The organism is Bacteroidia bacterium (genome assembly GCA_027493955.1).
In the GTDB taxonomy this organism is placed as follows: domain Bacteria; phylum Bacteroidota; class Ignavibacteria; order SZUA-365; family SZUA-365; genus JAOSJT01.
In genome coordinates this window covers 1600653-1623226 of the sequence record JAOSJT010000001.1, presented here as the reverse complement: position 1 = coordinate 1623226, position 22574 = coordinate 1600653, and the positions used below count along the sequence as shown (strand labels likewise).

General features: G+C 52.8%; 11 protein-coding genes and 1 other RNA gene. 7 read left to right on the top strand and 5 right to left on the bottom strand.

Translation table 11 applies throughout. The features are described from left to right. Positions 1 to 36: 36 nt before the first annotated feature. From M5R41_06380 to M5R41_06350, 7 genes are all read left to right on the top strand, one after another. The gene (locus M5R41_06380; GenBank protein ID MCZ7556012.1) at positions 37 to 1692 is read left to right on the top strand and encodes a hypothetical protein; all 1656 of its coding nucleotides are present in this window, start codon (positions 37 to 39) and stop codon (positions 1690 to 1692) included. Between the two features lie 280 nt (positions 1693 to 1972). Then, positions 1973 to 3640 carry a T9SS type A sorting domain-containing protein gene (locus tag M5R41_06375; GenBank protein MCZ7556011.1) on the top strand — a complete coding sequence of 556 codons (1668 nt, stop codon included), beginning with the start codon at positions 1973 to 1975 and terminating at the stop codon, positions 3638 to 3640. Continuing rightward, entirely contained in the window at positions 3627 to 8174 is a 4548-nt protein-coding gene (locus tag M5R41_06370; GenBank protein MCZ7556010.1) for a lamin tail domain-containing protein, read from the top strand. Before M5R41_06375 ends, M5R41_06370 begins: the two co-directional genes overlap by 14 nt. 501 nt (positions 8175 to 8675) lie before the next feature. Further along, positions 8676 to 9554, top strand: a complete 879-nt coding sequence (locus M5R41_06365) for a hypothetical protein (GenBank protein ID MCZ7556009.1) — start codon at positions 8676 to 8678, stop codon at positions 9552 to 9554. A gap of 206 nt (positions 9555 to 9760) precedes the next feature. After that, positions 9761 to 10119, top strand: a transfer-messenger RNA (tmRNA) gene (gene ssrA, locus M5R41_06360). 1750 nt (positions 10120 to 11869) lie between these two features. Further along, the gene (locus M5R41_06355) at positions 11870 to 12106 is read left to right on the top strand and encodes a hypothetical protein (GenBank protein ID MCZ7556008.1); all 237 of its coding nucleotides are present in this window, start codon (positions 11870 to 11872) and stop codon (positions 12104 to 12106) included. A gap of 236 nt (positions 12107 to 12342) precedes the next feature. Further along, positions 12343 to 13062, top strand: a complete 720-nt coding sequence (locus M5R41_06350) for a hypothetical protein (GenBank protein ID MCZ7556007.1) — start codon at positions 12343 to 12345, stop codon at positions 13060 to 13062. Between the two features lie 1335 nt (positions 13063 to 14397). Here M5R41_06350 and M5R41_06345 read toward each other — a convergent pair. Genes M5R41_06345 through M5R41_06325 form a run of 5 tightly spaced genes read right to left on the bottom strand, consistent with a single transcriptional unit; the run spans position 14398 to position 22518 of the window. Further along, positions 14398 to 15060 (bottom strand): hypothetical protein, encoded by a 663-nt coding sequence (locus M5R41_06345; protein ID MCZ7556006.1) that lies wholly within the window; start codon positions 15058 to 15060, stop codon positions 14398 to 14400. Between the two features lie 38 nt (positions 15061 to 15098). Continuing rightward, positions 15099 to 15569: a hypothetical protein gene (locus M5R41_06340; protein ID MCZ7556005.1), complete on the bottom strand. Its 471-nt coding sequence runs from the start codon at positions 15567 to 15569 to the stop codon at positions 15099 to 15101. 37 nt (positions 15570 to 15606) lie between these two features. Next, positions 15607 to 17949, bottom strand: a complete 2343-nt coding sequence (locus M5R41_06335) for a hypothetical protein (protein ID MCZ7556004.1) — start codon at positions 17947 to 17949, stop codon at positions 15607 to 15609. Positions 17950 to 17960: 11 nt separating this feature from the next. Continuing rightward, a complete protein-coding gene (locus M5R41_06330) occupies positions 17961 to 20543 on the bottom strand; it encodes a DEAD/DEAH box helicase family protein (GenBank protein ID MCZ7556003.1) in 2583 nt (860 codons plus the stop codon). 1 nt (position 20544) lies between these two features. After that, the gene (locus M5R41_06325; protein ID MCZ7556002.1) at positions 20545 to 22518 is read right to left on the bottom strand and encodes a site-specific DNA-methyltransferase; all 1974 of its coding nucleotides are present in this window, start codon (positions 22516 to 22518) and stop codon (positions 20545 to 20547) included. Positions 22519 to 22574: the final 56 nt, after the last annotated feature.

Sequence of the window (22574 nt, the reverse complement as noted above, 5' to 3'; positions counted from 1 at the left end):
TCGTAAAGTAACACTCTAAGCTCGATGAGTATGCATATGAGCAGATTGCTCCCAGTTTCTGTAATTCTGTTTGTACTATTGTCCTGTCCGGCGTTCGCTCAGACAGTCGGCTGGTTGCAGGGCTTTGGCGATGCGACCGGAAGCACAGAAATCGATATGATGCATCGCCTCCCGGATGGGGGCGTAGTCATCGCCGGCAGCTTCACCGGACGAACGCTGACCATGGGCGGCTTCACTCTTCTGAATGCGGGTCAGAGCGACGCCTTCGTGGCTTACCTCGACCGGAACGGCAATGTGCTGCATGCCATGAGTATCGGTGACGCAGGTGTGGATTACGCCTCTGCCGTAGCGGCGGATGGCGAGGGAAATGTGTATGTCGGTGTATGCTTTGAGAGCCTGACCATTACTCTCGGTGGCTCGGTATTCCTCAATCGCGGAGAGCGTGATGCCGCTTTGATCAAGGCCTGTCCCGATGGCAGAGTTGATTGGATCTGGCATGTCGGGACTGCAGGAGACGACAGAATATCGGGCCTCGCAGTTGATAATAGCGGGAGCGTCTTCGCAGCCACACACACACAGGATACGCATCCGGTACAATCAAACGTGACCGTCAGCAAATTCGATGCGCACAAAACATTGCTCTGGCAGCGTCGTGCCGTGAGCCGGGAAGCCGCAATCCGTTCACTCGCGGTGGATTCGGATGGAGTATGTTTTATTGCGGGTTCAATGTACTACCCCCTCACGTTTGATGACAGGTATTCGCTCGATGGCAATTACCGGGCATTTCTTGTCTCCTATACTACGGATGGAGAGTGGCGTGGAGGTGTCACGGACTCGACGTTCTCGTCGATCAATGCACTTACCATCCATGGCTCCGCCGTCTATGCGGCCGGAGAGAATGTACAATCGTATTTCGGCTGGGGCTGGCCCAATGCCGATTCGAAAATCCTCCTCGCGCGCTACGACGGAAGATTGCAGAAGATATGGCAGTGCGCCGCCGGTGGAACAGAGCCGATGCGAAGTCTTGATATTGTCCGGGATGTGCAAGTCGGGCCGGATGGATCGGTGTATCTCGCTGGTTCCTTCCACACACCCGCGATACGCTTCGCGGGGGATTCGATTCGCAACGAATATAACAAGCCCTATTTCTATACTCAGGCGTTCGTGCTGGTCTACGATTCGACGGGAAGGGAAGTCCGTGGGGCCGGTTTTGGCGGTCCTCTTAATGATGGTGCTTCCAGTGTCGTCGTGATGGATGATCGGTATATCCTTGCTGGTACCTTCGAATCAGATTTCCTGGAATTGGAATCGATGTCCGTGATAAATACCGCGCCGACCCGCGAAGTCTACGTTCATCAATGTCCCGCCCGAACGGGGAGAGACGCGCGGTCGTTTCTTGCGCGCTTCAGCATGCGAAAAACGGACCGCAGACCGCCTGTGTCGCCGGATGCGATGGTGCTCTACCCCAATCCCGTTCAACACTTCCTGCGTGTCGAATCCGGGGCGGCGATCGGTTCACTCTACACCGTTTCCGTGCACGCGATGGACGGCCGTACTGTGCTGATGCGTTGCGGACTGCACACAGGCCCGCCTCTTCTCCTCGATGTTTCCACGCTGCCGCCGGGTATATATGTCCTGGCGGCGCGATACGGTCCGCACACCATGTCGCACAGGTTCGTTCGTGGTACGTGAGCACACACACCGCTCCGCGATCCCGTGCTGCGGCGTTCGGGGTGAAGCGCATCGCTTGGCAGCCCGCGTAATTCCGGGGGGCCGGATTGTCATTGAACTTCTTCCGGCATTGCCGTATTCTTGTACGATATGACCTCACCACTGCACAGGCGCTCTTCGATACCCTCGCGGATTGATTGTCCGGTGGAAGCGCTGTCTCAGGACAGCTGCCTGTCACACACGCCTCGCATCGATGTCTGACGATGCACGGCAATCTCAACACGAGAAAAAGGAACCCTGTATGTCCAGACGGTTATGCTTTGTGATCGCATGTACTCTGCTCTTCGTCGATGTGCTGCTCGCGCAGAAATCCCAATGGGCCACATCCCTCGGAGACAACTCCGGCAACGTCGAAGTGCTCTTCACACGCCGCTATGCGCAATTCGACGATGTGCTTATCGGCGGCAGGTATGACGGGAAGGAGCTGAAGCTCGGTACTTTCACCCTGAAGAACAACGGACAGTGGGACGCGTTCTTCGCCCTCATGAACGATCAGGGCGACGTCGTCTGGGCCACCGGTTTCGGCGGCGGTGGCGACGATGCCGTTACCGATGCAGCGTCCGATGCGTCTGGAAATATGTACCTCGCTGTCACCTCCACCAGTCTGATTCTGACCATCGGGGGCTTCAACATGCCGAACCAGGGTGAAACCGACGCGGCCCTTGTCCTTTTGTCGCCAGACTTCCGGTTCAGCGCTGTGACGCATATCGGCACCGGCGGGCATGACGAAATACACAGCGTCGTCGTGGATGACGCGGGCAACAAACTTATCGGCGGGCAAATCATCGAGGCCCAGGGACCCAGATCCACGACGGTGTTCGTGAGAAAGTTAGGCCACGGTGTGAGTACTCTCTGGGAAAGGAAAAGCACCGGCTCGGAAGTGCGTCTGTCACGCGTGACCGTGGACGCTGCCGGGAATTGTTACGCGGCGGGTTCGCTGTGGGGCGCACTCGAGGTGGAAGGCGGACCGACACTCGACACCGGGCAGGAACGTCAGGGTTTCATCCTGAAGTATTCCGCCGCAGGGGAGTGGCAGCGGGGCATTACCGACACGACCTTCTCGCGCATCAACGCGTTGCAGGCCTTCGATGCACACGTCTACGCCGCCGGCGAGCGCATCAACTACTACATGGGTTGGGGTTGGCCCCTGGCGGATTCGAAAATTCTGCTCACGAAATATGACGCCACCCTGCGCACCGAATGGACGCGTTCCTGCGGAGGGTCCGAGGAAATGCAGAGTATGGATATCGTCCGGGGTATGAGCATGGACCAGGAAGGCAGCCCGTATGTGAGCGGCTATTTTTTCAGCAGACGGCTTGATTTTGCGGGCGATACGCTGGGCAACATCTGGAATCTCAATTATTACTATCAGCAGGCGTTTGTACTCAAATATGATTCGGCGGGCAACGAGATCTGGAGCAGGGGCTTCGGCGGCGCGCTGAACGACACCGGCAACGATGTCGCCGTCATCGGCAAGGATCGTTTGTTCGTCGCGGGTGGATTCGAATCGGACGAGATTCGCTTCGATCAGCATCTGCTCACGAATAACGCGACGACGCGCGAGATTTATGTGCATCTCCGCCCGCCGCGCATAGGACGCAACATTCGGGGCTTCGTCGCCTTGCTCGACGGCGCGACGGCGTCCGTGCCGCCGCCGGTACCGCTCGCCGAAGCCGAGCTGTATCCACATCCCGTTGATGAGGGATTGCGGATCCGTGTGCCCGCCTTTGCGGGACGCCCCGCTCAACTCCGCATATTCAGTCTCGACGGGCGCCTGCTCCGCTTCGAGGCGATACCGGACGCCGGGACGGTGCACGCGCTCGACGTAAGCGCATTGCAACCCGGCATGTACATTCTTCGTATCACCTCGGCTCACCACAACTTGGTACAACGCTTTGTCAGGCAATAACCGTTTCGTCGCGATTCTCTTTTTTCTGTTGTGCTCGCACGCCACGGCGCAGGTGCGCATCAACGAGGTGCTTGCGTTGAACGCGGCCTCCGCGTATGACCCGGATTTCGGACGCTTCGCCGATTTCATCGAGCTGTACAACGCGTCCGCGGACCCCGTGGATCTGACGGGGTACAGCATTACGGACAATCCCGCGAATCCCGCCAAATGGCGCTTACCCTCCATGACCCTGCAGTCGGACGAATACCTTGTCGTGTGGGCGGACGGGTTCAATCTCGTTATCGGTGAGAAGGCGTATTCCGAATACCGCATGGGTGAAATCACCATCACAGCGTTGCATGCGAATTTTGCGCTCAGTGGCGACGGGGAGTACGTGGGGCTGTACGACAGCGCGGGAGCGGTGGTGGACGAGCGGCATTTCGGCGTACAGAGTACGGATATTGCTTTTGGCCGGGACCCGGGTAATCCCGACCGATGGATCTTTTTCAGTGAGGTGACGCCGGGAGAACGGAACTCCGTTTACGGTGCAGCGACGCTGGACCTCGCAGCGGAGCCCACGTTTTCCCTTCGCGAGGGCTTTTATTCCACAGCGCAGACGCTGCGCATCACCGCCCCGGGGCCGGATGCCGTGGTACGCTTCACCTTCGACGGATCCACACCGCACGCGGCTTCACCGGTATTTCCGGATTCCTTCAGTGTATTCCGGACGTATGTGATCAAGGCACGAGTGTATCGGAACGGGAAACTACCGGGTCCCGTCGTCACGCGCAGCTATTTCATCGAACAATCGCCGACTCTGCCCGTCGTGTCGTTATCCGGCGATCCCGGGCATTTTTTCGATTTCGACTACGGCATATTGCGCAACGCCATAAAGGAAAGGGAAGTCCCTGTCTCCGTAGAATATTTCAATGAGACGGGTGAGCGCGGTTTTGCCTCCAGTGCCGGTGCCCGGGTGTTCGGATCTACAATCTACGCGCTGCCGCAACGACCAATCGCCATCCGCTTCCGCGCGGATTATGGTCAGCCGCTGATCGACTATCCACTGTTCGAGGGGAGAAATACCACCACCTTCACTTCTTTGCTTCTTCGCAATGGAGGGAATGATTACAACCTCGCGTATTTCCGAGACGGCCTGGCCGTTCAACTCGCGAAGGGGAGCATGGATATTGACTATCAGGAATACAAACCCTGCGTCGTGTATATCAACGGAGCGTACCACGGCGTCTATGAATTGCGTGAGCGAGTGGACAACAGCACACTCGGGCAGAACAATGCGGTGAGCCCGGCGAATGTGGATCTCCTGGAGGACAGTCTCGTGGTCGTCAGTGGCGGAGCGGAAGATTTTCGCGATGTGCTGCGCTTCGTCCGGGAGAATGATCTGCGCGATGACCTGCTCTATGCGCACGTAGCGGCGAAAATGGATGTGCACGAGTTCATCAACTATATGTTTCACAAACTGTTCATCGGCTACCGGCTCTTCGATCTGAACAACAAGTACTGGCGCGACAGAGACGGAGGAAGCCGTTGGCGTTGGGTTGCCGCGGATATGGAGCACGCTTTCGGTCAGCTGGGCGGCGATGACTACATGGACAACACGCTACATACGGTGAGCGAGGGAACGGAGCTGCCGGAGTGGTGCACCGCCATCTTCCGCGGATTGCTGCGCAATGTCGCGTTCCGGGACGCCTTCGCGCAGCGCTGCGCCGTGTACCTGAATACCGACTATGCGCCGGGAAACACGACGCGGAAGCTCGATAGTCTCGAGCAGATGTTTCTCCCTGAAATGCCGCGCCATATTCAGAAATGGGGCTCCCCGGTGACCATGCAGGTGTGGCGGGGGAATGTGGACGCAATCCGAAACTTTCTACGTGAAAGACCCTCGTATTTCAGACAACATCTCGCATCGCAGTTCGGCCTGAGCGACAGTGTGCGTCTGACACTGGAACGGTCGGGCGAAGGACTGATCTTGCTCGAGGGCGTCATGCTGGACGACGCCGTATACAGCGGCTATCACTTCAGAAATGCAGCACTCAGAGTGAGCGCCGTACCGAAACCAGGATATCGCTTCAGCGGATGGGCGGGATTGCCGTCGGCCGGTGCGGAGATCTCCCTGCGGCTTTCCGGAGACAGCAGTCTCACGGCGGTATTCGAAGCCGACAGGGGCAGCATCATTCCCGCAGTAATCAGCCGGGATACCACCCTTGTCGCATCCATTGGTCCGTGGTATGCTGTGGGGGATGTGCGTATCACGCCGGGTGCGATCCTTCGCATCGGGCAGGGAAGCACGGTGTACATGGCGGACAACGCGTCATTGTACGTGCGCGGCGGACTGCGTATTGACGGAAGCGAAGCGGAACCGGTGCGCATTGTGTCCGATCCCGGATCGGCGGGCAGACGGCCGTGGTACAACAGCATGCCGCGCTGGGGCGTTGTCGCTGCCGAGAGCGCGAGCGATTCCATCGTGTTGCAGCATGCGCACATTTTCGGCAGCGGTTACGGCAGTGACAGAGCGAGACAGTTCTCCACCATCTCCGCATTCGATAGTGACGTGCGCATTGCAGACACGCATATCGAGGACGCGATGCAGCCGTTTTTCTCCGACGGCGGGAGCGTGTACATCGGGCATTCGTCCTTTCGCACGCGGCAGACCGGAGATCTGATGAATATCACGAATACGACCCGGGCCATCGTCGAATATTGCGACCTCCGCGGCAACAATGCACCGGACACAGACGGCATAGACTATGACGGCGTCACGGGAGGTATCATTCGCGCCAACCGCATTTACGATTTTACAGCACCCAATAGCGACGGTATAGACATCGGTGAAGGTTCGCGCAACCTCGTGATCGAGCAGAATATCATCCACGATTGCAGCGACAAGGCGGTATCGGTGGGGCAGGCCTCCACGGTGCTGCTGCGGCGCAATGTGTTGTTCAACTGCGCCATGGGTGTGGCGGTCAAGGACAGCAACTCTCATGCCGTGCTCGATCAAAACACGCTTCACGGCAACACTCTCGCCTTGGCCTGTTATGAGAAGAACACCTCCCGCGGCGGCGGCAGCGCGGAAGTGCTGAATACCATTCTCGCGGCGTCGCGCGAGGCGACGCTGTTCCGTGATGAGAAATCCGTCCTTACGGTTCGATATTCGTTATCGGATGGTGAACTCCTGCCCGGTGAAGGGAACCTTCACGCGGATCCGCTGTTCGTCAATACCAGCGTCGGGAATTTCGCGCTTCAGCCAGCCTCGCCCTGTATTGATGCCGGCGATCCGGCGTCGTCGAAGGATCCTGACGGCTCGCGCGCCGATATCGGAGCCTACTACCGGCACAACGCGCCACCCGGCGCGGCGGTGCGTATCAACGAAATCAATTATCACTCCTCCGCGAAGTACGACACCGGCGATTGGATAGAACTGTACAACGCCGGTCCGGACACCGTCGCTCTCGGCGGGTGGACGTTGGAGCATGATGGCGGTATCTTCACCTTTCCCGACGGTGTCTTGATCGCGTCAGGCAGGTACATATTGTTGTGTGAAGACACGGTACGCTTCAGACGATTGCATGCCGTACAGGTCAGACTGCTTGGCCATTCCGTGCTCCGGCTCAGCAACAAAAGCGCCACCGTCAATCTGTACGACAGCAGCCATACACGCATCCACACCGTCCGCTATGAGGACGACTGGCCATGGCCGCCACTGGCGGACGGAAAAGGAGCGACCATGGAACTCGAACACGGGCGCGATGGCGGCTCCGTGTCCGATTGGCGCGAGAGCTATGTGCGCATGGGTTCTCCGGGATGGGAGAACAGCCGCACGCCGGTACGTGACGGCTTGTACATGAACGAAGTGCTCGCCTCGAATGGCACGATACTGGCGGACGAGTACGGCGAATACGACGATTGGTGTGAAGTGTACAATAGCAGCCATCTTCCGCGTGACATCGGCGGTCTGTACTTCACGGATGATTTCTCCAATCCGCGGAAATGGCAGGTACCGCTGGACGCGCCGGAGGCGACGACCGCAGCCCCGGGAGGATTTCTGCTGCTCTGGGCAGACGAGCAACCCGAGCAGGGACCATTGCATGCGGATATCAAGCTCAGCGCGGATGGCGAAGTACTCGGCATGTATCAACGACGGGACAGCGGCTGGGTGCGATTGGATAGCCTGACGTTTCCCGCGCAACAGCGCAACATCAGTTACGGCCGCTATCCCGACGGCAGCGATGCGCTCACCTTCATGTTTCCCACGCCGCGGCACTCCAATGTCCCCTCCTCCGTCGGGACACCGGTGCCGCAAAATCTCAACGTATTTCCGAATCCCTTCTCCGCGCAGGTCACCATCGATGTCGGAGATCTTCCCAAACCCTATGCGCTGCGCGTGTATTCGCCGCTTGGCATCACCGTATTTGAGTGCAAGGGGGAGAGATCGGACAGCGTGACCATTGAGCGCGGGTTGCTCCCTGCGGGCTTGTATCTCTACAGCGTCACCGACGCGCGGGGAGCAGTACGCACCGGGAAGCTGATCGCACGCTAGACCTGCAGAGTACGCGGGGAGCTCTCCGCCGATGCCTGACTCAGGATTTGGGGAGGAAGCAAAACGCCGTGTACAATGCGGCGACACCATATCGTCCGGTAGTGCTGGAGGGAGGAGGCGTCTTCACGCCGCTGCCCGCACCGCATAGTCATGTGACGTCATTCGGGCGCATGGGAGAGCAACGGAGTGACATTCACGAGATGTCACTCCCGGCAGCCTGCCGAACCCGTATGATCCGCACACTGCGTGCCTGAAAGTGCTCGGACAAAGATCCCGGTACCCGGCCGATGCATAGCGGTCACCGCGAGCCGCCTTCGCGGAGTGAAGTCCGGATTTCCGTAATCGACGTGGGGCTGAGCGAGGTGCGGAGCACATCCGCCATGCTCCCATTCGCACAGGAATTCGGATATGTCGTGTCCGGTATAACGAGAAAAAGGTCTTGACATGCGTGTTCCTGTTATATATATTTAGATCAGATCTAAATAACGTATGGAATTTTCTATGACACAGCACCTTCGTCCCGCCTCCAACCTCCTCGAATATCACGAAAGCATCGCACGTTCAATCCATCGCACATCGTGCTTCCGACGGGGCTTCCGCGCCTGTCTTCTGCTGCTCGGTACCGTCTTGATTGCGCAGGACCTCCATGCGCAGGATGCCGGCACCGCGGGCCTCATGGTGGAGGACAGCCGTCTGCTCGGGGCCGGGACGCTCGAACTTTCCACGCTGTACGCCGACAGAGTGCTGCACGGCTCTTTCGGCCTCATCGTCCTTCCCGCCGATGGCTACGCCGAGCGTTCACAGGTGTTGAGCGCCGGTGCGGCATACGGCGTCACCGAGCACATTGACATCATGGGTGAGCTGCAATGGTGCGCCGAGTACTGTGCGGGTGCGCCGCGGGAGTACAGCAGCGGGTTTGGGGATTTGCGCATGGGCATGAAAATGCAACTCTACGAAGGGGCCGGGGATTGGAATCTCTCCTGGGTGCCGTCAGTGTCCGTACCGCTCGAAGCCGCGGAAGGCGTGGCGTTCGGCATGGATCAGCTGCTTGTTGCGAGCGTGGCCGCGCGGCGCGTGGCGGGCACCCTGCAGGCGGGCGTCCATTACGGCTATACCCGCAGTCCGGATCCGGATTTGCATCTGCATGTCGCCGGCGGTATCGGTTATCAGCTCTCCGCGTTCATCCAGCCGCGCGTGGAAGCGCATTTCGAGAGCGCCCCAGGACACGGCGCGGAGCACAACGCTGCGACGCTTATGCTCGGAGCGGTGCTCGCACCTACGGAGCGGTTGCGGCTGGACGTCGGTGTGCACACGCTGGCGGTCGGGGAGCAGTCCTGGAAGGACCGGACGGTGTTGCTCCGGCTGGTTTTCGCGCCGTAACAAGCGGACATGCACGAGACGGTATGCTGCCGTGCCGCCTTACATCCGGATTCCAGCGCTTTCCATTGTCCCGTATCTCATGAGCGATTCCGTCTCTTCATGCTCGCGTTGCGCCGCGGATGCGCGACACTTCCAGCGCATCGGATGTGCATCGGAAAATGCATTGCCTCGCAGCGCTGAGTACAGTATTTTATGAGACCCATACTGGGGATGCAATGGTTTCGACGGGATGTCGGGGTCATGCAAACGCGTTCCGTGCCTGACATAAGCACGTTAATCCTGTGTCAACTGGTATAATTGCCAACTACGATTACGCACTGGCGGCTTAATTGACCGCCACGTCCTCCGGAGGCGCGCCCGTCGGCTAAAGGAAGTGACGTCGCAAAAGACGGACTAGGCACCCCAAGCGCCAGGGGAGGGGGCCAAAACACATCTCCTGACTAGTTCGCGCACACGTCCTGTCTGTCGGGCAGTACGCGGGCGAAACCTAAAAGACTGACTACGAGCGTAGCAAGTTGCAGGTTCTGCATTTCGGACGGGGGTTCGATTCCCCCCATCTCCACAGTTCAGGACAATCGCCGTTCTTTTCACCGAGAACGGCGATTCCGTTTCTGCACATCGTCGCTATAACTGCAATGGAGTCAAGCGGTTGGCGATACTCGACATGGAGAGCACCCTCTGTCCAAACGCAGTTCGAGAATACAGCGGAGGTGATCGTCCACCGAGTATCGGCATCTCCCAGCAAGAACCTGTCCCGCAGTGAGTTCTGAAGTTCGAGAATTTGCCTACCGATTCGGATCGAGTGTCCGTTCATCGACCTAAGGATTCTCAGATCTGCTTCGATCCCTTCGATCTCGCTCTCCACTTCTTCCCGGTAACTGCGATACTCAGTTGCAGAGATAAGACCGCTGAGCTTGTCTCGGTACATCATCTCGACCTGCTTGCGAAGACCCAGAATGCGGTCTCTCTCTTTGGACTCCTGCTCCTCCTTCAAGGCGTCCTGCTCGTGCGAGTTCGTATCGAGTGCTCTACTGAGGGTTTTAAGAACATCTTCGTCCAATCGTAGATTCTGAAGCCGATCCGCAATCGCCGAGGTTATCGATTCGTCCTTGATGTGAGGTCTGGTACACCGTTGCGGTCGCCCAGTGCAATGCCAGTAAAGGAATTTTCCCTTCTTGAGGTCGGCACTCATCGTGCGATTGCACTGCCCGCACTTCATCAGACCTTGGTACGCCCATTTCCTCGTGCGGTTCTTGCTCGGTGTCTTCTGGTTCTCCCTGAGAATCTCCTGCGTCCTCTGGAACAACGCTTTGTCTATGATTGGGACATGTACTCCATGATAGAGCTTCTTCTTCCAGATGAATTGACCGCAATAGATCGGGTTGTTGAGAATCCGACTGATGTTGGAACGTGTCAGTCGATAGTCAACAGAACTTGGTCTACGGAGGACGGTGCCCAAGAATTTTTCTTGCAGGGCATTGAGCGAACGGCACTGGTTGACATATGATGTGAAAAGATTTCGGATAACTTCAGCTTCCTTTTCATCAACCACCATGAGGCTTTTACCATCAACACGTACCGTGCGATACCCCACTGGTGCATGCCCCGGATAGAATCCCTGCTTCGCTTTCTCAGTTAGTCCCTTTCGGATTTCTTGGCTGAGATTATCCAAATAATTTTTCGCAAGGAGAACTTGGATGCCATGAATGAATTTCTCGTTTGAACGAGAATCACGGCTGATCACGATGTTCTCGCTGACGATGTGAATCTCCACCTTGAGGTCATCCAAGGTGACGAAGTCTTTGAAATTTCTGTAAAGTCTATCGGTACGCTCGACTAAAATCGCAAGTCTGGAAGAACCGTCTGCAACTTCCGGCTCTCTCGACCTCAGATACTGGATCATTGCATGGAATTTCTGCCGAGAAGCAAGTTTTGCCGATTGGACTTCAATGTACTCCTCAACGATCCGGATGCCGTTCTCTTTCGCATATCGTCGAAGGAGGCGTTGCTGTGCGTCAACACTGTATCCTTCTCGAAGTTGTTCCTGCGAGGAGACACGAGCGTACAGTACACCGAGGACTTTGTTTTCTGCTACTCGCATTCTTTTTGCTTTAAAATAGCGATTTTTCAGCATTTTTTCAAATTCTTGCGATCTGTCATATGAGGTGGCACAGATCCCGAATGTCGAAGCTCTTGATGATACTGCTCAGTCTTGACCCATCTCCGTGGAAACGAATGGTTGGATGGCATTGGAAGGAATCATAATTTCCCATGCTTGCAGGAGCGACCTGCAACCCTCACTAATAGGAGATAAAATGGCTACAAATTCCGCATCACCGAACCTTCAGTATGTTGTGACTTTTTCAGGTCCGACAGGAAAGGCCGACAAAGTGTATCCGATTGGTTTCACACCCATCATTCCCAGAATCGGGGAGAAACTCTCCGGAAAAGATGGCGACATGGAAGTGACCGATGTGATTCATGAACTCGGAACTGTTGATGGCAGTGATATCCTCGTTGCTCGTATCACGTTGAAACTGAAGATTCTTTGATCGGCTGAATCCGTGTCTCGGCAAAATCGAAGTCCTCAATCACCGAAAATCGAACGAAACAGACTTCGTCAATAGGTCTGTGTTCAACTCCAGACAGGTTCACGTTTTCAACAATCCGAAACGCTCTGAACTCAGAAAGGTCTTTCGGTTTCTTTTTCATTTTACCTCCATTTGAAAGTGTAGTTGTTGCTGATGTAATAACTACCCTTTCAGATTGTATTCAGTGCAATCGCACGATGAGTGCCGACCTCAAGAAGGGAAAATTCCTTTACTGGCATTGCACTGGGCGACCGCAACGGTGTACCAGACCTCACATCAAGGACGAATCGATAACCTCGGCGATTGCGGATCGGCTTCAGAATCTACGATTGGACGAAGATGTTCTTAAAACCCTCAGTAGAGCACTCGATACGAACTCGCACGAGCAGGACGCCTTGAAGGAGGAGCAGGAGTCCAAAGAGAGAGACCGCATTCTGGGTCTTCGCAAGCAGGTCGAGATGATGTACCGAGACAAGCTCAGCGGTCTTATCTCTGCAACTGAGTATCGCAGTTACCGGGAAGAAGTGGAGAGCGAGATCGAAGGGATCGAAGCAGATCTGAGAATCCTTAGGTCGATGAACGGACACTCGATCCGAATCGGTAGGCAAATTCTCGAACTTCAGAACTCACTGCGGGACAGGTTCTTGCTGGGAGATGCCGATACTCGGTGGACGATCACCTCCGCTGTATTCTCGAACTGCGTTTGGACAGAGGGTGCTCTCCATGTCGAGTATCGCCAACCGCTTGACTCCATTGCAGTTATAGCGACGATGTGCAGAAACGGAATCGCCGTTCTCGGTGAAAAGAACGGCGATTGTCCTGAACTGTGGACAGCGTGGGACAGATATCGAACCTTTTTCCTCATCCCAACTTCCGAAACCAAGGACTTCATGCTTCGCTTCCAACCCCTCCTCTGACGACAAGTCTGAGTCGAGACTGACTGGTTCATCCTTCACATCCTTGTCCCTGCTGGTACACCGAACTATCAAGTTATCGAACTTTTTTACCCAACCAACACGTGCGACGAAGGATTTGCTCGACTTGTTCCAACCGCTTCTTGCCTCCTACAAGACCGATCAGGAGCAGGGGGCCTGATTCCCCCTCCGGCACCGCAGATCTCCGCTCCCAGACCGCCGTAGGTGCCTGATCCGGGCATCTGCGGCCTTTCTTCGTCACAGGCGAGAAGCTTTCCACCATTCTTCCCCCAAGTGAAGGGTCTCTCCGGGGAAGCTGTTTGTCTGACATAGGGGTGTTCCTCCCTTTTGAAGTGCAGTTGTTCCTGTGTCATTGGAATCAGATGCTTCGTTCCAAGCTGTGATCTCTCCGGGAAAGCTGTTTGTCTACCATAGGGGTGTTTCATTCCTTTGAGGTGCATAGTTCCTGTGTCATTGGAATCAGATCACTGGTTCCAAGCTGTGATCCCTCTGGGGACTCTGTTTGTCTACCATGGGGGTGTTTCATTCCTTTGAGGTGCATAGTTCCTGTATCATTGAAATCAGATCCTTGGTTCCAAGCTGTGGTTCCTTCAGACATCATCATACAGCATGGAAGCGATCTACTCTGTTGCAGGAGATCATGACTGGTGTCCTTGGAGCCAGAAAGAATTCTTTCAGGAAGCAGATGATGAGATTGACTTCCCAGAGATCTCAATGCTGATGTCGAAGAGAAGTGTTCCCGGTGACGATCTCTTGATGTCCCAATCTCCGTTGCGATCCGGATCACATGTCTTCGAGACTGAGAAGAACTTCATGCGGAATCAATGGATCGAACGATGCCACACGGCCCGGATGCGACTACGACCAGCAAGGAAGAACTCCCATCGCTGAGTAGGGCCGTCCAACATCTTCCTCATGCAGTGTGGTGTTTCTCCTCCTTCCGCAGACGGTGGTATGCGGCGAGATACATGATGGCCCTGTTAATAAAGTCCTCAAGACCCCTTGGAGCAATCGGAGACGTTGGAGTCCCTGTCTGATGTCGATCATATTCCACGAGTCGCATGACGTTGAAGGCCAAAACTTGCAACGTGGTCTCGTATACGTCACCGGACATATCGTAGTCGTGGCGAGGCATGGGTCTCTTCATGCCAGTGCTCCCTGATCAACAGTCCGGAGAAGCTTCGAGATCCGAGATCGCCGCTGGGCTTCGTCGAGTGGCATGGGGGCAACATCGACGAGATCGTCGGAGGTGATGAAGAAAAGGGTTAATACCTCAGTAACAATGCTCCTGTAACCCACTGTTGTACGCTGAAGACACTACCCATCAGGTATTATTTCGGTAGACCCAGTGCTTTTCTGCTTTGAGCGTTTCTCTCTTATCCAACCTTCTACGAGAGTATTCAAGAGAACAGTGATCATGGTGAAGTCGTCAATCAGATGCTTCCACTCGTCGAAATCAATGTACCGGTCAAATGGAGACACTTCAATTCGAGCGGTAAATGATTGTTGATCTGTCGATGAGAATATCGAAAGAAGGTGCTTATCCGAAAGATGCACATCTTTGCATGCCTCATCGTAAAGTAGACGTACCCATGGGTATTTATCCGACAATGAATCAACGAGGTAGCCATCCCGCATCTTGTGGTTCGTTCGATCACGATAATGATCAATTCTTTCGCCGTTCATAATCGCTTCTGCGAAAATATTCGGATCAGCCACAAGATAAGTCGCATGATATCTCAAACAATTGTCAATCTGAAGACGAAGCAGTGCAGATGGGACAAAATAATTTTGGTTCCGAATGAGTAGGATGAAAGCGTTTGCCAATGATAATGACCTCTTGACCGTCCCAATAGTGTAGAAGTCCATGTGGCAACCACTCTTGGACATAATTTCCATGAGTTGCTGGTACGACTTCTTGAGTACCTGTTCAACATTCTCAAGATTTTGAAGTAAAGATTCATTCATTGCTGAATCCATATTTCCCTCCGTCAGATCACGGTAACAGGTTTGAATTGTTATCGTAACGCATCAACGATAAGGCCCCACTCTTCTTTGAACTGATCCACTTCCTCTGTTTTTGGGTGCCACCGAATCATTGAATACTTGCTCGTCCAATCTCCACAGTATTGCTTTATATGTTCAGAAGGAACGATGTACACGGTGGGTGTCGTATGGGTGTTCATTCCTCTCAGATCGACAAAGGCATAAAAATAGTTCGGGTCACTGCGAGAGGCGGCTTTGTGTCCTAATGGGAACTCGACATGATCCAGCCGCTTATCTTTACCTCGCCCCCTTGTTCTTTCTGCCCAAGAGGCAGTTTTTACTTGAATCGTGACCATCTTTGATCCATCGAAACTGCTTGCCATCAAATCAACGGCAGGAGAATTGAGCCTCGGCATAGCCACGACGAAACCAAGCTGGGCCAGACGGAATGCTACAAAGTGTTCCCCGGCAGTTGCTACCATTTGAGTGTCACTTTTGGGCATCGGAAACCTCGACTGCTATTTAATACTGTGCGTCTTTTTAGTGTGATATTTCCAACCCAGACCAAAACGCAGGATTGATCACGTATTTCACTCCAGAATCCTCTCTATTTCGAAGCAATGCATTAAAACGCTTCATATCATATCCGACGGTGTAGATAAATGTTGGTTCGCCGCTTTCTCTTCGAAATCCAATAACTGCGTACCATATGAGCAGATCAATAACCGCAAGTCTTTGAGTCTCGTCTATATCCAATCGTGAAACCGCAGTTTGTAGTTGTTCATACGACAGTTCCGAGGTTGATTCTATCAATTCATAGAGGACATCCGATGCAACAGGCATTACGTCCCCTATTTCGAGACTTATGTCGGTGACAAGCTTGGTGGAATACACCTCTTCAGCCCGTATTATATCCTCTACCTCAATCTTTGAGTGGCCCATATTGATCGCATGACCTCTGCATTGCTTTACATACTCAATCAGCGAACGTGGCCTCATCATTGAACGATCCAAGATGTAGCCTTCGCTGTTCTGTCCGTTGATATGACTGACACATATCTGATGCCATATATCCACAAATGATAGAGATTCATCCATGCCAATCTTGATGAATCGTCGTCGAAGCACTTCGAGTAACAGGTCCGTGTCAGTCCAGTCAAGCAAAACATGTGATATCTTTCCTCTATCCGAAAGTGAGGAAATTAAATTCTCATAGACATCGTTGCGGATGAATACAACTCCATTGGTCGTAATGCCACGGTTACGAAACTCTCTTTGGAGTTTTGCCATAGCGTCCAATAAGCACCTTAATGACAAAACATCGTCAGTCGTGATACCATGCGGAGGCCAGCCCTTGTCCAAGTTGTCTAAGAGCAACCAAAGTGATTCCTTGTTGGGAAGATACTTAAGGAGAATGTTTCGCAGTTCCGGAACATCGTGCCGGTGTAGCAATTTTGTGATTTCGCCAGTCTGAAGGCGATGAACCGATTTTTCATCACCACGATGAAGCGAGTACTCTTCTGTGATCTTTTGCGTGATGAAACGCATTCTTTCTGCGAAATCACCTTCTGAAATGTACAAATCAGAAGCGTATAGCTCAGATAAACGTTGATATGGTTCGTACAGATTGTGATTTCTGACATGAGTAATTCTGTCTTTGTCCAGAATTTTGTGACATATCTCAAGAAGAAGAAGGTACTCCCAAAAAGCCGTGATCGTGTGTGCTCTCGTTCCCTCTTCGAGATAATCCAATACTTGTTCCTTGAATTTGAGAAGCTCAAATCCTTCCGGTTTTAGATCTATGACTACATTCCGCTTGTTCCGGCGAATCTTATCTCTCAATTGGAAAAACAATGCAGACTTGCCAGACCCCTTCCTTCCTGCTACTACCTGCACCTCTCCTCGTTCAACGCTCTGATACTCCGACGTAACCAAATAGTATTCACCCAAGTCACGGAATTCGTTTTCCGCAGAAGAAGCACCCAGATCTAATCGCTTAAGAAGATTGTCAGCACGATCAATAATGGGGGGCCTTGAGGACTGGATTGAAGCTGTTATTGCCGATGCAAATTCGGAGATATGATTATCCATTTCTCCGGGATGGCGATATCTCGATACGAAATCTCTGTAATCAAGTGGTATCGGATCATCGCCATTCTGAAGGAGCAGGATCTTCTTTTCCATGCCGAATGCGAGTCCCGCAATAAAAGCCGCTCGCATATTGTGAATGTCGCTCTTCTTGTATACGCTATTCACAAAAGGTACAATGATACCGTGCGATACAGATACTTGCTCAATTGCGTCGAGGGCTGAGAGTCGTCCAGTCTCTTGAGGATCAAATGAACGATAGAACAGCCTCGCCTTCTTGATTCTCGAAATCAAGTGTGTTTCGAGATCTGTTTTTACATCGGGGAGAACGAGGTACACTGGAGCAGAATTATTAAGCGATTCAATCTCAAATGACAACGCAAGCTTGTCACGCATTCCAGTAATTATCTCGCAGAGGCCATTCGAATCTTGATATGGAGCATAGCCAAGGGTATCAAATACACCTATCTCACGGAATAACTGCTGGTCGTCTTTCAAAGCGGCGTTTTTGGTAATAATGCATCTTTTCTTCGAGCCGATTGCATACCCTATCTCAAAAACCACATTGAAGTTCGGAAATGTGATATCAGCAAAGAAGATGTTACCTGAGTCAATCTTTGTGAGTATTTCTGTCTGGATCAACCTGCCGGGGATATCCAATTCCTCCCAAGATACGAGGCCACGATATCTGGAGTCGAGGTGACATTTATCCAATGCCGTACATATTGTTGCACCGACTGGCGTGGGCGTTGCGGGATATGCGAAGAGTCCAGAAAGAAGATCACTGTTACTCATAGCAATACGCTCTACTCGTTAGTAAAGGCCAATTTGTCAATGCTGAGGCAAGATGCAAGCTCTGCAAATCTACTGGGCCTAAGCTTTTCAAAATCGGACTGAGGAACCTTGAGGTACGACCAACTATGTTGAGTGAGGAGTGTCGCATTCTCACACCACCGTTCTGCCGCTTGATCCTTCAATCGCACCTCGATGTCCTCTCTGCCTTTCGTCTCGATGATCCATCGGGTGCCATCGGTCAATCTGGCTACAAAGTCAGAGAAATAGTTCCTGATGTTCGAGAGCGAGTCGGGGTACTCGATTGCGAATCCAAACTGCTCAGGAATCTTGGCGAACGCTTCCACATCGTCTGCCGCATTGAGGAACTTGGCGAAAGCGTATTCAAGCTCGTTGTCGCAGGGCACGTAGTTGAACACGCACTTCTTCGATTCGAGGATCTTTCGTTTCGATGAAAAGGGAAATGGAGGAGTCGAGGAGAGCAACCGTTCGGGAGTGAGCAAGACTGGTGTCTTTTCTTCAACGATGATGTCTCGCAGTGCTTTTTCGAATTCCTTCGTTACAACGTAGCTGGCGAGATTGGAACTCATTGCCTGCACGACTGCGGGATCGTTGAGTTCGACTTCCTTTCCGAAGGCTTTCTTCTCAAAGAACTCTTTCAGCTTGGGAGTAAGGGCCGCAAACTGTGAGGGGAGCTTAAGGTTGGCGGCAATCCGACGGGCGTAGTAACCAATGACCTCCTGAGCGGTTTGGGCGGGAGGAAGTGTGAATTCACGTGAGAAAAGAATCTCATCCGTGAGAATATCTCTCCCCTCGTACTGGAAGGATTTGCTGGATTGCTCTTCAGCAGTCAGTGGCAACGGATTAATCTTGAATTTCGTGACATCAAGTCCAGCGATATCATCGGCGAGGGATGTCTTTCGCACAAGTGAAGGTGAGATGTCAGGCACACCGATATCTGCTTTCAGCTTCTCATCGATGGGCTGGATCGTGATGATCTTTAACTTGTCTTTACCAAGCTCGAAAGTGTCGAGTTTGAGTCCTTCGAGTGTTTCAAGCTCCTCGACAAATTCGAGAAACGCCTTGTTCCCGATGATATCCACTCGTTCCGTGTATCCGCTTCCTGCGGTGCGGAACATCAGTCGGAGTCCACGACCAATTGTCTGTTCGGGCAGTATGTTCGCCTTGGCAGTGTATGGTCTCAATCCAACTACGACAGTCACGTTTTGGACATCCCAGCCTTCACGCAACATCAACACACTGACGATAGCGTTGACAGGCGATTCGTCTTCGTCAACTTCACGAGCAAGCCGTCTGGCAGAATCTTCTTCTCCCTTGACGATCTCGCCTACCCGATTCGTATGGATGACAAGCGTCCTATCGCCTGCGAATTCTTTCGGATATTTGGTGCGGAGCCATTCCCCGATATCGTCTGCTTCGGCGGTGCTGTTCATCATGATGAACAGGATTGGTTTTTTCTTCAACGGCTGAAGCTGTTTGTTATATTCCTTCCACCTCTCTACACCAGCAATGAGGAATCCAGCGTATCGAGTTGATGCGACATTTGATTTCGCCTCGGTCACCTTTGCGATTCCCTTCACTGGGCGTTTCACGATGTTGTCAAGAATCGCCTGCTTGAGCGGGTAATCGTACACAGTCCAAGCGAACAGCCCTCCCTTGCTGTACCGAGGAGTCGCCGAGAAGTCGAGTTGGGATGCGATGCTTGTGCTGGTATGAAGTCTTCGGATCACGTTGTTCCACTCACTCTCCTCATCATGTGTGTGGTGAGCTTCATCGTTCACCACAAGGAGCAGACCATCACGATTTTCAATTCGTTCATCAAAGTCCGAAATATCCATCTTCTCGGTCTTGGGTTTTTGTCCCAAAACCGCAGTCATGACATCCGGCTCATTGCCGTTCTGAGAGTTCGGACGCTCGTAGAACTGCTGAATGTTAGTGAGGAACAGTGCTCCTTCCGAGCAAGCCCTTTCGCCGTCGCCACGCATGTAGCATTCGAAATCCCAGAACATTTCGAAATGCTTCGGGAACATGGGATCGGCTTTGAAGATGTGACCGCTGGCGAAATCCGTGCGAAGTCGTTCAAAGACTATGACGTTTGGGGCGATCACGAGATAGGTCTTGGCAAAGTCCTCTGAGTCCTCCCTAACGGCATTGAAGTAATGCCAAACAATCGATAACGCCATGACCTTTGTCTTGCCGCTTCCAGTCGCCATCTTGATACAGTAACGGGCAAAATCGTCATACGGCGGCAAGCGGAGGTCTTTCGTATCGTAAGCGTATTGCTCAAGCAGAGCTTTCCTCGATCTCGTCTTTGCCACCTCGTAGAGATACACGAGTGTCTCTATAGATTCACGCTGAGCGGCGTAGTAAGAGAAGCTTCTACCAGTCGGAAGGCGATGATCGGTCTTGAACCAAAAGTTCAAAAGTTCGTGAGTTGTGTCGGTGACACCTTTGTAGCCCGATGACCTCCAGACATCGACAGCGTTGCGAATCGCAGGGACGCACACGGCTGTCTTCATCTGTTCTGCGATTCCGAACAGGTCGTCTTCCTTCGAAGCCTTTTTGCTCTTTCCCATATTAACCAACCTTTACGCTGATGGCCTTCGTCGTGTCGTTGCCGAGTATGTCGATCACCTTGATGACGACAATGTAGTTTCCCTTTGATTCGTACTCGTGCTTTGCTTCAAGCAGTAGCTTAGGTTCTTTCTTTGTGCGATACGTCTGCCATTCGTTGTGGAAGGTGTCATCCTTGTAGTCCCAGTCCACAGCCCAGTAATCGATCCACTGCGACCAGTGCGTGATTGCTGATCGCACCTCGTCGGGCACGTCATCGGGAGGAATGATGAAATCATTCAATGACAACCGTACAGCTTTGCCCGTCGCCTTCGTCTTCACATCCAGACCCGCAAGCTCGAAGAACTTGATGTCTCCAGCATCGACAGCTTTCTGCTCCAGTACCTCACGAGGAATCTTCTTGAATTTGATGTCCACCTTGCTGGCGATAGCCTGTTGCCTCGCAGTCTCATTGATGTCAAATGCGAATTCCCATCCGAGGATATCGACTCCATTGGTGTTAATGTCCGTAGCTTTCCCCGCAGATTTCCAGAACTCCTGAATGATTGCTTTGACATCTCCCAAAGAGATTGGAGCATCGACAGCTCCGACGTGAACCATCCTCTTGCCACGCTTGCCGTGTAGCCACAGAAAACCCTTTACCGGTTCGGCTCTGAAAAGATCAAGGATAAAATAGCGATATAATTGCTCTTGAGTTGATCGATTCTCGGGATGTTGAAATTCTAATTCTTGCCAAGCCTGTCGTTCGTACTTTCCAAGGTTTTGTATGACGAAAGGGCTGATCCCCTCCATTTGAAGTAATCGTTTTCTCGTCGTATGAATAGCAAAGCGTCCGAGGTCGCACGATATCCATCGCCTCTTTAACCTTTCTGATACTGCGACGGTTGTGCCTGACCCACAGAAGCAATCGAGAATCAAATTACCTTCATTTGACGAGGCTCGTATCAGTCTCTCAAGCAGAGCCTCTGGTTTCTGAGTTTGGTACCCAAGACGCTCAGAGGCTTGCGAATTCACAGGAGGAATATCGTCCCACCAGTCTTGTACTAATGAACCTTTCACATCCTCGGCATACATTTTTAGTCGAGGAAGACCACCACGCTCAGGCCAATAAATATCCCCGTTCTTGTCGAGTTCATCCAACTTGGCAATTGTGTATCGCCAGTGATTACCTTTTGCAGTTACATCAATACCCCTCCAAGAACGACCGGACGAACCCGAACGGATGCCTGCCGCTATCAGACTCACTGCTTGAAACCGCCGACCGTTCTCATCCACCGTAGCGTATCTTTGTTCGACATATTTGCTGTTGTCTTGGTATTGTTGATTCCAGACAAAGGTTGCACTCTTTGTATAGAATAGAATAACGTCATGGACTGGACCATACCGCTTCGCTGAATTATGTGCTCCTGTGCGTTTCCATACTATTTCATTTTGAAAATAATCCTGACCGAACACCTCATCAAGGGCTACCTTTGCGTAGTGCATCATATTGTAATCGAGATGTACATAGAGCGATCCGTCTTGTGAAAGTAGGTCTCGGAGAATCACTATGGTATCGTAGAACCATTGAAGATATGAATCCAAACCACGTCCCCACGTATCTCTGTATGCCTTCTGCTCAATGATGCTTGGTTCCTTGACGAATTCTGTACGTTCATCTTCTTCAGTATCGGGATTATCTGCAATCGTAGCCCTGTAAGTGAAATCTGCCCCAGCATTGAATGGTGGATCGATATAGATTAGGTCAACCTTCCCAGCAAACTCTGGAAGCAGGCTCGGCAGGACGTACTTCTTGTCCCCCCAGATAAGACGGTTACGCCACTCGGTGGGCTTGCCAGAGGCGAAGAGATCGATGGTCTTCTTGCGATCCTCGGTGGACTCGTTTACCGTCTCAATGGTCTGGAAAGGGAGAGGGATTCGGACGGGGGCGACTTTTTTACCGTCTTTGTACTTACCATCCCATATGAGTTCGGTCATGTCGTGTGCCTCTGCTGGTTGTGCTATGCTCGGACAATCGAGACGAAGAGTTCAGA

Excerpts from the sequence above, each read along its gene's own strand:
- M5R41_06380 (MCZ7556012.1), top strand. The coding sequence starts at position 37 with ATGAGCAGATTGCTCCCAGTTTCTGTAATTCTGTTTGTACTATTGTCC.
- M5R41_06375 (MCZ7556011.1), top strand. The coding sequence starts at position 1,973 with ATGTCCAGACGGTTATGCTTTGTGATCGCATGTACTCTGCTCTTCGTC.
- M5R41_06365 (MCZ7556009.1), top strand. The coding sequence starts at position 8,676 with ATGACACAGCACCTTCGTCCCGCCTCCAACCTCCTCGAATATCACGAA.
- M5R41_06355 (MCZ7556008.1), top strand. The coding sequence starts at position 11,870 with ATGGCTACAAATTCCGCATCACCGAACCTTCAGTATGTTGTGACTTTT.
- M5R41_06350 (MCZ7556007.1), top strand. The coding sequence starts at position 12,343 with ATGAGTGCCGACCTCAAGAAGGGAAAATTCCTTTACTGGCATTGCACT.
- M5R41_06345 (MCZ7556006.1), bottom strand. The coding sequence starts at position 15,060 with ATGGATTCAGCAATGAATGAATCTTTACTTCAAAATCTTGAGAATGTT.
- M5R41_06340 (MCZ7556005.1), bottom strand. The coding sequence starts at position 15,569 with ATGCCCAAAAGTGACACTCAAATGGTAGCAACTGCCGGGGAACACTTT.
- M5R41_06335 (MCZ7556004.1), bottom strand. The coding sequence starts at position 17,949 with ATGAGTAACAGTGATCTTCTTTCTGGACTCTTCGCATATCCCGCAACG.
- M5R41_06330 (MCZ7556003.1), bottom strand. The coding sequence starts at position 20,543 with ATGGGAAAGAGCAAAAAGGCTTCGAAGGAAGACGACCTGTTCGGAATC.
- M5R41_06325 (MCZ7556002.1), bottom strand. The coding sequence starts at position 22,518 with ATGACCGAACTCATATGGGATGGTAAGTACAAAGACGGTAAAAAAGTC.